The organism is Demequina sp. (genome assembly GCF_049841215.1).
Taxonomy (GTDB): Bacteria; Actinomycetota; Actinomycetes; order Actinomycetales; family Demequinaceae; genus Demequina.
This window is the reverse complement of record NZ_JASGEO010000013.1, coordinates 202,552-213,375: the sequence shown is the minus strand read 5'-3', so window position 1 is coordinate 213,375 and position 10,824 is coordinate 202,552. Positions and strand designations below refer to the sequence as shown.

At 65.7% G+C, this 10,824-nt stretch carries 8 protein-coding genes and 1 tRNA gene; 5 read left to right on the top strand and 4 right to left on the bottom strand.

What is annotated here, in order from left to right; translation table 11 throughout:
- The first annotated feature begins 1 nt into the window (after position 1).
- Positions 2-74: transfer RNA gene (locus QM618_RS06935), tRNA-Glu, on the top strand.
- A gap of 16 nt (positions 75-90) precedes the next feature.
- On the opposite strand, the gene QM618_RS06930 is transcribed toward QM618_RS06935, so the two are convergent.
- The 3 genes from QM618_RS06930 to QM618_RS06920 all read right to left on the bottom strand — a co-directional run bounded on the left by QM618_RS06930 (position 91) and on the right by QM618_RS06920 (position 5,870).
- Positions 91-546 carry a thiol-disulfide oxidoreductase DCC family protein gene (locus QM618_RS06930; RefSeq protein ID WP_428096033.1) on the bottom strand — a complete coding sequence of 152 codons (456 nt, stop codon included), beginning with the start codon at positions 544-546 and terminating at the stop codon, positions 91-93.
- A 34-nt stretch (positions 547-580) separates the two neighbouring features.
- Positions 581-4,957: a glycoside hydrolase family 9 protein gene (locus tag QM618_RS06925; protein ID WP_428096031.1), complete on the bottom strand. Its 4,377-nt coding sequence runs from the start codon at positions 4,955-4,957 to the stop codon at positions 581-583.
- Positions 4,958-5,147: 190 nt separating this feature from the next.
- Complete coding sequence (locus tag QM618_RS06920; protein WP_428096029.1) at positions 5,148-5,870, bottom strand: IclR family transcriptional regulator; 723 nt, start codon at positions 5,868-5,870, stop codon at positions 5,148-5,150.
- 70 nt (positions 5,871-5,940) lie between these two features.
- Between QM618_RS06920 and leuC the strand changes: the two genes are divergently transcribed.
- The 3 genes from leuC to QM618_RS06905 are packed head-to-tail and all read left to right on the top strand — an operon-like array spanning position 5,941 to position 8,601.
- A complete protein-coding gene (gene leuC, locus QM618_RS06915) occupies positions 5,941-7,359 on the top strand; it encodes a 3-isopropylmalate dehydratase large subunit (RefSeq protein WP_428096027.1) in 1,419 nt (472 codons plus the stop codon).
- A 27-nt stretch (positions 7,360-7,386) separates the two neighbouring features.
- On the top strand, positions 7,387-8,025 hold the full coding sequence (gene leuD / locus QM618_RS06910; protein WP_428096025.1) for a 3-isopropylmalate dehydratase small subunit: 639 nt from the start codon (positions 7,387-7,389) through the stop codon (positions 8,023-8,025).
- 15 nt (positions 8,026-8,040) lie between these two features.
- Positions 8,041-8,601 carry a nucleoside/nucleotide kinase family protein gene (locus QM618_RS06905; RefSeq protein ID WP_428096023.1) on the top strand — a complete coding sequence of 187 codons (561 nt, stop codon included), beginning with the start codon at positions 8,041-8,043 and terminating at the stop codon, positions 8,599-8,601.
- On the opposite strand, the gene QM618_RS06900 is transcribed toward QM618_RS06905, so the two are convergent.
- A complete protein-coding gene (locus tag QM618_RS06900) occupies positions 8,585-9,472 on the bottom strand; it encodes a PfkB family carbohydrate kinase (protein WP_428096021.1) in 888 nt (295 codons plus the stop codon). The genes QM618_RS06905 and QM618_RS06900 overlap by 17 nt on opposite strands.
- A 37-nt stretch (positions 9,473-9,509) precedes the next feature.
- Between QM618_RS06900 and murA the strand changes: the two genes are divergently transcribed.
- Entirely contained in the window at positions 9,510-10,820 is a 1,311-nt protein-coding gene (murA, locus tag QM618_RS06895; protein ID WP_428096019.1) for a UDP-N-acetylglucosamine 1-carboxyvinyltransferase, read from the top strand.
- Positions 10,821-10,824 lie beyond the last annotated feature (4 nt).

The following is a 10,824-nucleotide window of genomic DNA, read 5'->3' as shown; positions in this document are numbered from 1 at the left end:
GGGCCCCGTTGTGTAGCGGCCTAGCACGCCGCCCTCTCAAGGCGGTAGCGCGGGTTCGAATCCCGTCGGGGCTACGTTGACCTCGTCACCTCAGGTGGCGAGGTTTTCGCTTTCCCCTGGGACATCCGCCCTCGTCGCGAGCCGCGAGCGCCATTGAGCCACGAGTTCGGCAGGCGGCACGCCGCACGCGGGGTCCTCGGCACCGAGCCGTGCCCGACGCTGTGCGATAGCGCCGTACACGGCGTCCCGCCAGGCGCGGGGCAGAGCCCTGCCAATCCCCAAGGCGCGCCACGGCCAGCCGAGCTTTGTCGCGATGGCGAGCACGGCGTCGGACCGCGTAAGGCCGCGCGTCCCGTCCCACACCACGATCGTGGACTGCACCACTTCGCCTTCGAGGCCCGCCGCGGCGACGATGGCCTTGCCCACGTCGCCAGCGCTGCCCGCAACCTTGAAGACCGCGTTCTTGTCGTGGCGGATGAGCCACGCGACAAAGCCGTTGCACAGGGCACACTCGCCGTCGAAGACGACGATGGGAGTGCCAGGCATGCCGCCAGCCTAGGCCAGCGGCATGCCCGCGCGGCTATTGCACGCGAGTGATCTTGCCGCCCTTGATGGAGAGGTCGTGGTAGCCCTTCTTGTGGGCCGTGACCTTCACCGAGAGGTAGGTGCCGCGATCCGCCTTCACCAACTTGTAGGTGGACTTAGTGGCCCCCTTGATCGCCACCCCGTTGCGATACCACTGGTAACTGTACGAATCCGGCTTAGGCGTCCATGATCCGACCGTGACCTTCTGCGTGTGCCCAACCGCGAGCGTGCCCGTGATGCGAGGCACGGCCCACCCCGTGAAGTACAGTTTCGCGACCGTCTTGGCCGCCGAGGTCTTGGTCACCGAGTCATAGCCGGCACGCTTACCGGTGACTGCCACGGTGATCTTGGCCCCAGCGTCGGCCTTCGTGAGCACATAGCTGGACTTCGTGGCGGACGTGATGGGCTTGCCGTTCCTCAGCCACTGGTACGAGAACGAGGTGGCGCTAGGCGACCACGAGCCCGGGTGAGCGGTGAGGCGGTAGCCGGCGAAGGCCGGTCCCGTGATGGTTGGCGTTGGGGTCTTGGTGAAGAACTTGTTGACCTTCACCGCCGACGACGTCCGCGACGTGGTCACGTAGCCGGTCTTCGATCCCTTGACCGTCACGGACAGTGACGCACCGGAGTCCGCACGCGTGACCTTGTATGTCGACGTGGTGGCACCCACGATTTTCTTGCCGTTTCGCAGCCACTGATACGTGACGGTGCTCGGCGTGGGATCCCACGTGCCAATCTTCGCCTTAAGCGTGCCACCCAGGGCCTTGCTGCCGGTGATGCTTGGCTTTGGTGCGGAGTCGAACGGCAAGTCCGGCAGCGTCACCGGTGCCTCAGGCGCGGACAGGAACCCTGCTGCCGCGCTGAGCGCCGCGTTCCAGTTGACCGTGATCTCATTCGTGGACCACGAGGTGATGTCATCCACGTAGCAGTACTGCGGCGCACAATCCTTGGCGGGGTACAGGCCCGCGATGGTGCCGTCCCACGTGGAGTAGTCCGCGTTGGGGCCGCCCGCGAGCGAGCCCTTTGGAGGGTTGGGGAGTTCGCTGTTGAGCTGATGGGCAAACCAGCGCGAGTGCTGGTTCTGGCTGGAGACCGTTCCGTACCCAGTGACGTACGAGTTGCTCAGCGCGTTGCGCCCAAAGAGGTAGTCCATGGACTCATACGCCGCGTCCTTCAGAGCGTCATTGCCGGAGAGGTCATACCCGGCGGCGAGTACCACCACGTTGTTGGCCACTTGGCTGCTGGAGCCCCATACGAACTTGTCCGCAGGCAGTGCCTGGCCAAACGGCTGCACCGCTTGCACCGTCGCGATCGCTTGCGCGCCGGCCACCACTTGCGCCGCGATGGCGTGGCGGTTGGGGAAGGGGCTTGTGACCGTCGCCAGGTCAATCTTTGCGATCGCGTCCAACTGGTCCCAGCTGAAGCCAGCCGTGGGGAAGGAGTCGATCGTGGCCACGGGGGAGTTCTGCAGGTAGGTCAGATATTCCGCGTCGCCCGTCGTCAGGTACAACTCCGCCGCTGCCCAGTAGAACTCATCGGAGACGTCGTCGTCGTTGTACGGGCCACCTCCGTTGCTCCCGTCCGCCGCGGTGGCGTAGATCGCCGGGTGGGCGAGCGCCGCCTCCCACGCCACCTCGGCGGCGGCGAGAAGTTCCGCGGCGTAGGCGGGGTCGTAGGTATCGAAGAGCCGGGCACCCTGCGCCGCGTCGGCAGCGAGGTTGAGCGTTGCCGCGGTGGAGGGACGGTGCAAGTACCGCACCTTGGTGTCCTCGTGGGGGAGCAGCGGCAGGCCAGTCCAGCCGTAGTCGTGCACCTTGTGGTGCACCATGCCGGCGAGCTCTTCACCGTCGGGAACCGTCATCGACATCATGAAGTCGAGCTCCCACTTGGCCTCGTCGAGGATGTCTGGCACGCCATTTCCGTGCTCGGGAACGTTCAGCGAGCCGTCGGCGAGAGCTGCCACAGCGTCGGACCCCGCGCGGAGCGCGCGCTCATAGGTGCCGAGCAGCTGAGCTGCCGAGATGCCGCCGTTGACCACGTACTTGCCGTGGTCGCCAGCGTCATACCAGCCACCCACCACGTCTAGCGTGTAGTCGCACGTCCACGGCTCGCCGTAGACCACGAGCGACTCTTCCGCGGGCTGGCAGCCCACGTTGTGGTCGCCCTGGTTTGCGGCGTCGCCACCGGCACTCGAGACGTGACCTGCGGGGCGTGCGTACTCTTCGCCCACAATGTCGCCGTCGATCTCGATGCCGGAACGCACCAGGTAGAAGTAGTTCAGCGCGTCGGTGAGCAGGCCATCATACAGGTCATCGCCGATCGTGAACTCGTAGCTCTGGTCGCCGTCAGCTGTGAGCACATACGTGCCAGCCGCGTACGTGCCGCCGAAGTCGATGACATGCACGTTTTCGCCGCTGGATGGTTCCACGCCCTTCGGCGTCGTCATGCCCGACGCGGTGGCCACGTCGTCGCCGACCTTCACCAGTTCCCAGGCGACGGGGTCGGTGGCGTCTGTCACGAGGGTGGCACGCTGAGGGCCGTCTGCGAGGTAGCCGTGCTGGTTGACCTTGACGCGTGGCCCCGTCTCAGGTGCGTACGGGGGCTTCTCGCCGCCGCTTGCGAGCGAGACGTCGTCAATGCAGAACGTCCACGGGGTGGACGAGCCGCCCACCTGGAACGCGATCTGTGCGTTGTCGCTCGCGTTCGCCAAAGTGAAGTAGACCGTGTACTCCTCGAGGTCCGCACCGGGCGTGGCGTTCGTCTCGGTGTACACGGTGTACGGAGAGGCGCCAAGGCCGACGAGCGCTCGCATGGGGCCTCCCGTGCCCGAGGCCCTGAATTTGAGCGTGTAGGGGCCGGCAGGAAGCTGCATGCCGTCATAGTGGATGTTCACGGACCACGGGTTGGGTGTGCCGCCGGGAACCTCGGAGCACAGGGCTCCGGAGTCGATGGACCAGCTGGTCACGCCGTCGTTCTTCCACGGATCCCTCGTGTCATCGAACGTGCCGTTTGTCACGTACTCCACCGAAGGAGCGCCGAGGAACACGTTGTCGATGCACGCGTCGAAGGATCCCGATGCGAGAGGCCCAAACTGGAATTGCAAAGCCGCAACGTCAACGGGATCGTCGAGGGTGAAGGACAGCGAGTAGTGCGTCATCGCGTCGCCTGTCACCGGTGTCTGCGCGAACGTGGTCCAGCTGCCTCCCGTTTCTTGCACGAGCGCGGTGAAGGAACCGGTAGTTGACGCGTCGAACGAGAATTCGTACGTGCCCGCGGGCAACTCGAGGTTGTTGTAGCCGAATCCCGCGTCCCACGGGTTTGCCAGTGGCGCGGTCACGGTGCCGCAATAGGCGCCGTCCGTTACGGCGCCCGTGTGACCGTAGGCGCTCCACGGAGCTACGTCCGCGGCGAAGTTTCCGTTGTCGAGCAGGTTGACGCCGCCTTGGAGCACGGGGCCTTCCGGCTCCTCGGGCTCGTCGGGGCCATCGGACTCGATCACGCTCAGCACGATGTTGTCGAGGCACACGTCCTCCCCGCCCACCTCAAACAGAAGCTTGCCCACGCCCTCGGCGATGTCGAAGTCGAACGATTGGTGCACCCACGCGCCGGGGTCGCTCACGGTGAACTCTTGCGCGAGTTGACTGGTGCCGTCCGGCACCTGCACGTTCACCTTGTAGGTGCCACTGCCCTTGACGTCGAAGGACAGCGTGGCGTCACCAGCGACGGACGCCCAGCCGTCGTAACCGATTCCGGCGTCCCAGCGGTTGACGGCGTCCGTGGAGTAGCACAGTGCGCCGTCCGTGTTGACGAGTGATGACGTGGCGCCGCCGTTCGCGTACGCCCAGTACCCGCCGGTGAGGATCGCGAAGTCATTCGAGATCAGCACAGTCGGTTCGGCGGCGACGTCCGTGACGGAGATGTTGTCGAAGCACACGGTGTGGCCGCTGGCGTTGCCGCCCACCTCAAACAGCACCTTCGCGGACGTGGTCTCGGCAGCGGTGAAGTCGTAGGTGAAGGTCTGAGTGCCGCTGACAGTGAACTCCTGGCCCAGCGCGCTTGTGCCCTCTGGCGTCTCGACATTGACCTTGAACGTGCCCTCGCCTGTGACGGTGAACGCGATCTCCTTGTCGCCCGCGCTCATGGTGATGCCGTTCTGGCCCACACCCGCGTCCCACCTGTTGGCGGCCGAAGACGTGGCACAGAGTTGGCCCTCCACATTCGCGAGGGTGGCGCCATACGCCCACCAAGGATCGACGCCGGAGTCGAAGGTGCCGTTACCAACGTCGGATTGGGCCGCAGTCACCCCCGTAAGCGTCACCGCAAGCGATGCGATTGTGACGGCGGCGATTCGGGCAAGCATCCGTGCGTTCACCATGACTCCTTTGTCGATGGGCTCGCGAAACGTTTCGCGGTTTGGCGGATGCTAACAGCGCCGTCGAATCGGCCCGCAAACGCTGGCGCGAGAATCTCCGAAAGTCAGCAGTGTTTGCGTTCCCATTTGTGGGAAGTCTCCTATTTCAGTGCGACCAAACTGTGCGGTCGTCACCCCGCAAGCGCCGCGGCCGCTACCCCACGTGGGTGCGGATGAGCACGTCACTGAGCTGGCGCGCTGCATCAAGCACTGCGCCCGCGTGGAGCTTGCCTGGCGTCGCAGTGAGGCGCTCTGCAGGGCCGGAGATCGACACGGCCGCGATGACGGTTCCGCTCGTGCCCCACACGGGCGCGCTCACGGAGCTCACGCCAGCCTCGCGCTCCGCGGAGCTCTCGGCATATCCGCGCTCGCGCACCAAGGCGAGATCGGCCGCAGTAAAGCGGGCCGACGCTAGGGCCGGGTGGATTACTTCCGGCGCCTCCCAGGCGAGCAGCACTTTGGCGGCAGAGCCCGCGGCCATCGTCATGGTTGTACCGACGGGAATCGAGTCGCGAAGACCAACGGGGCGGTCAACAGCGGCGATGCAGATGCGAGAGCTGCCGTGCCTTCTGTAGAGCTGGCTCGATTCGCCTGTGCGATCGCGCAAGGTGGTGAGCACGGGGAGGGCCGCGCTCACGAGGCGGTCTTCGCCAACGGCGGCCGCGAGCGCGGCAAAGCGGTTCCCCAGCACAAACGCGCCGGTCGCGTCACGGCCAACCAGGTGGTGGTGCTCGAGGGCTAGTGCGAGGCGGTGCACGGTGGGCCGCGCAAGGTGCGTGGCGTCCACGAGTTCGGCAAGAGTGGCAGGCCCCTCCTCGAGAACGCCGAGGATCGCCGCCGCCTTGTCAATGACGCCAACACCGCTATGATTGTCCATAGAGCGATATTAGTGTCTCATATTGTGAGATGTCTAGAATGGGATTGTCCCCCCGTTAGGAGTGAAGAGCATGGGTACGACTCTGGCCGAGAAGCTGTGGAACGACCACCTGGTGCGCAAAGGCACCGACGGCGCTCCCGACCTCATCTACATCGACCTCCACATGTGCCACGAGGTCACGTCGCCGCAAGCCTTCGAGGGGCTCCGCCTTGCCGGCCGCCAGGTGCGCCGCACGGACCTCACCATCGCGACCGAGGACCACAACACCCCCACGCTGAACATCGACCTTCCCATCGCGGACGAGACCTCTCGCGTGCAGATCAATACGCTGCGTAACAACGCGGCCGAGTTTGGCGTGCGCATCCACTCGCTCGGCGACGCCGACCAGGGCGTTGTGCACGTGGTTGGTCCACAGCTCGGCATCACGATGCCCGGAATGACGATCGTCTGCGGCGACTCACACACCTCCACTCACGGTGCCTTTGGTTCGCTCGCCTTCGGCATCGGCACCTCCGAGGTGGAGCACGTGCTCGCCACCCAGACGCTGCCGCTGAAGCCGTTCAAGACCATGGCCATCAACGTGGTCGGCACCCTTCCTGAGGGGACCACCGCCAAGGACATCATCCTTGCGGTGATTGCCAAGATCGGCACCGGTGGTGGACAGGGCTACGTGCTCGAATACCGTGGAGAGGCGATCCGTTCGCTGTCCATGGAGGCGCGCATGACGGTGTGCAACATGTCGATCGAGGCGGGGGCCCGCGCAGGCCTCATCGCCCCGGACCAGACCACGTTCGACTACGTGAACGGCCGCCCCCACGCGCCAGAAGGCGCGGACTGGGATGCCGCTGTTGAGTACTGGAAGACCCTGGTCACCGACGACGACGCCGTGTTCGACGCGGAAGTGGTGCTCGAGGCGAGTGACCTCGAGCCGTTCGTGACGTGGGGCACCAACCCCGGCCAGGGACTGCCAATCTCCGCCAACGTGCCAAGCCCTGACGACTTCGCCGACGAAACCGACCGCGAGGCCGCCGCCAACGCGCTCGCGTACATGGGTCTCACGCCGGGCACCCCGCTGCGAGACATCCACATTGACACCGTCTTCCTCGGCTCGTGCACCAACGGCCGCATCGAGGACCTCCGCGCCGCAGCAGAGATCATCAAGGGCCGCACCAAGGCCGAGGGAACGCGCATGCTCGTTGTGCCTGGTAGCGCGCGGGTTCGCCTGCAGGCGGAGGCCGAGGGTCTTGATCAAATCTTCATCGACTTCGGAGCCGAGTGGCGCAACGCAGGCTGCTCGATGTGCCTCGGCATGAATCCCGACCAGCTGGCCCCCCAGGAGCGCAGCGCCTCCACCTCGAACCGCAACTTCGAGGGTCGCCAGGGCAAGGGAGGCCGCACGCACCTCGTGTCGCCGCTCGTCGCCGCCGCCACTGCGGTGCGCGGAACCCTGTCCACCCCCGCCGATCTGGACGTGCCAGCGCTGGTCTAGCCAGCGTCGGGCCTATTAGGAGCAATCATGGAAAAGTTCACCACCCACACCGGCGTTGGCGTCCCGCTGCGCCGTTCCAACGTGGACACGGACCAGATCATCCCTGCCGTCTACCTCAAGCGCGTCACCAAGACCGGTTTCGACGACGCCCTCTTCGCCGCGTGGCGTGGCGACCCAGAGTTCATCCTCAACCAGGAGGAGTACAAGCATGGCAGCGTCTTGGTGGCGGGCCCCGACTTCGGCACGGGCTCGTCGCGAGAGCACGCCGTGTGGGCGCTCAAGGACTACGGCTTCAAGGTGGTACTCGCGCCGCGCTTCGCGGACATCTTCCGCGGCAACTCCGGCAAGCAAGGGCTGCTGACCGGTGTGTTGTCGCAAGAGAACATCGAGCTGCTGTGGAAACTCATCGAGACCGAGCCGGGCAAGCAGATCACCGTCTCGCTTGAGGACCGCACCGTCACGTGCGGCGAGCTCACCGTGCCGTTCGAGATCGACGACTACGTGCGCTGGCGCCTCATGGAGGGCCTCGACGACATCGGCCTGACCCTCCAGCACGAGGAGGACATCACCGCGTTTGAGGCCAAGCGCGAATCCTGGCGTCCCAAGACCTTGCCTGCCAAGACGCTCCCCAAGGAGCACGTCGAGGCCGCTCGTCCCGTCGCCTAGCGACTCGCGCTAGCCATGCCCGCGCGGTTCTTACTGGGCATTAGCGGCGGGCCAGGGAGCGGTAAGTCCACGTTCGCCGCTGGGCTTGCCACGCGCCTCACCGATTCTGGCGTGAACGTCGCCGTTGTGCCCATGGATGGCTTTCACCTGCCCGACGCTGTGTTGGCTGAGCGTGGACTCCTGGAGTCCAAGGGCTCGCCAGAGACCTTCGATCGGGTGGGGTTTGAGACGTTGCTTGGGCGTCTCCGCGACACCTCGGTGAACCTCATGGCCCCTGGCTACTCGCGCGAGTCTCACGCGGTGGTGCCGGACGCGATCTCAGTGAGGCGCGGGGCGCAAGTGGTGATCGTCGAGGGCAACTATCTGGGGCTGTGGCCGCGCGTGCGGGAGCTGCTGGACGAGATCTGGCGCATTGACGTGCCGTGGGACGTGGCGCGGTCGCGGCTGATTGCGCGCCGCGTGGCCACGGGCCGCCAGCCTGATGCGGCCGTTGAATGGGTGGACCGCGTGGATGCCGCGAGCACGGCGCTGGTAGCGGACTCCTATGCGACGCGCGTCGTTAGGGGCGCTGACTAAGCCACGCGCGCGTGCCGAACGTCGTGAGCGACCTCGCCACAACGTCGGCCGCGAACGCGAGGTCTTCCGGGAAGCGGTCGCCGCTGAGGCCCTGCGTCGCGATGCGGTGGGCGAGCGCGCCATGGAAGAAGTCGCCAGCGCCGAGCGTGTCCACGACGCCATCCACCGTGGGGACGGCCACCTCGCCGGAGCCGCCAGGGCACATATAAAGGATCGAGTCGTGGCCGCGGGTAATGGCGGCCCACATCACGCCGCGAGCCCTGAGATAGGCGAAGACGGCCTCGGGATTCCGGCCGGTTCCAGGCGGCTCAAAGACCGCAGAAGTTACCGCAACGTCAACATTCAGGAGCAGGTCGTGGGAGTACGGCTTGAAACTGCCGGCGTCGAGAATCACCGGAATGCCCTGATTACGTGCGCTTTTGGCCAGCGGCAGGCTCAGGGAGGGGAAGTACCCGTCGATCAGTAGGGAAAACATGTTTTGAGTAACTGGAAACCTGTGGATAACTGGCTGCTCGCCGGTCGCGGCACCCGTGGGTGACACAATCGCCCGCTCGCCCGTGGACTGCGTGACCATGATCGACGCGGTGATGGGGGCGCCCTCGTAGCTGGCCGCGATGTCCAACTCAACACCGCACCGGGCGAGGTCATCGGCGATGAGCGCTGAAGCCGGGTGGTCAGGCAAGGCTGTCACCAGCGTCGGGCGGCTACCAAGCCATGCCGCGGCCACCGCAGCGTTCGTCGCGGGGCCTCCTGCAGCCGTGAAGAAGTCGAGCGCCGCCACCTTCTCGTCCGTGGACGGAAGCCGCGAGACCAGATGAACCACGTCCCACGTGGTCAAACCGGCGCACATCACGCGAGCGGCATCAGACATGACGTCAGCCTAGGGTCGTCAATGAGAGACTAGGAGCATGACCGACTCCATTCGCGTGACGGGTGGGGCACCGCTTACCGGAGAGATCCGCGTGCGGGGCGCCAAGAACTTCGTCAGCAAGGCGATGGTGGCCGCACTTTTGGGCTCTACCCCCTCCACCCTTCGCAACGTTCCAGACATTCGCGATGTGGGAGTGGTGTCCGCACTGCTGCGCCTGCACGGGGCCGACGTCAACTACGACGTCGAGTCCGGTGAACTCACCATCGATCCCACCGCACTGACCAAGGCGGACGCCGCAAACATTGCGGAGCACGCTGGGTCGTCGCGCATCCCCATCCTCCTGTGTGGTCCCCTGTTGCACCGCCTTGGCGAAGCCGTGATCCCTGACCTCGGCGGATGCCGCATCGGCGACCGGCCCATCGACTTCCACCTCGAAATCCTGCAGCGCTTCGGCGCCGTGGTGACCGAGCACCCTGACGGCCTGCACCTCAGCGCGCCCAACGGTCTGCGCGGCATCAAGTACCGGCTGTCCTACCCGTCCGTTGGCGCCACCGAGCAACTGCTGCTCACCGCGGTCATGGCGGAAGGCATCACCCGCCTCGACAACGCGGCGGTTGAGCCCGAGATCAAGGACCTCATCGACACGTTGCAGAAGATGGGCGCGATCATCTCTGTAGACACGGACCGCTCCGTGACCATTGAGGGTGTTGGGCGGATGCACGGCTATGACCACACCGCGCTCACCGACCGCATCGAGGTGGGGTCGTGGGCGTCTGCGGCCCTCGCCACCGGTGGCGACATCATGGTGCTCGGTGCCCAACAGCGGCACATGGGGATGTTCCTCAACGTGTTCCGCAAGGTGGGTGGCGAGTTTGATGTGGTTCCCGAGGGCATCCGCTTCTATCACCCCGGCGGTGAACTTCACTCGATCGCTCTGCAGACGGACGTGCACCCCGGCTTCATGACCGACTGGCAGCAGCCGCTCGTGGTGGCGCTCACCCAGGCGAAGGGCCTCTCGATCGTTCACGAGACTGTGTACGAGAAGCGCTTTGGGTTTACCGACGCGCTGGTCGCCATGGGCGCCCATGTGCAGCTGTTCCGTGAGTGCCTTGGCGACAAGGAGTGCCGATTTGGGCAGCTGAACTTCAAGCACAGTGCAGTGATTTCCGGCCCTACGCCCTTGACGGCCACGGAGATCACGGTTCCCGACCTGCGGGGCGGGTTCTCCCACCTCATCGCGGCGCTCGCGGCAACCGGCACCTCCACGGTTCACGGCATCGGCATCATCGACCGCGGCTACGAGGACTTCCGGGGCAAACTCGCCGCGCTTGGCGCCACGGTCGAGTAGGCCG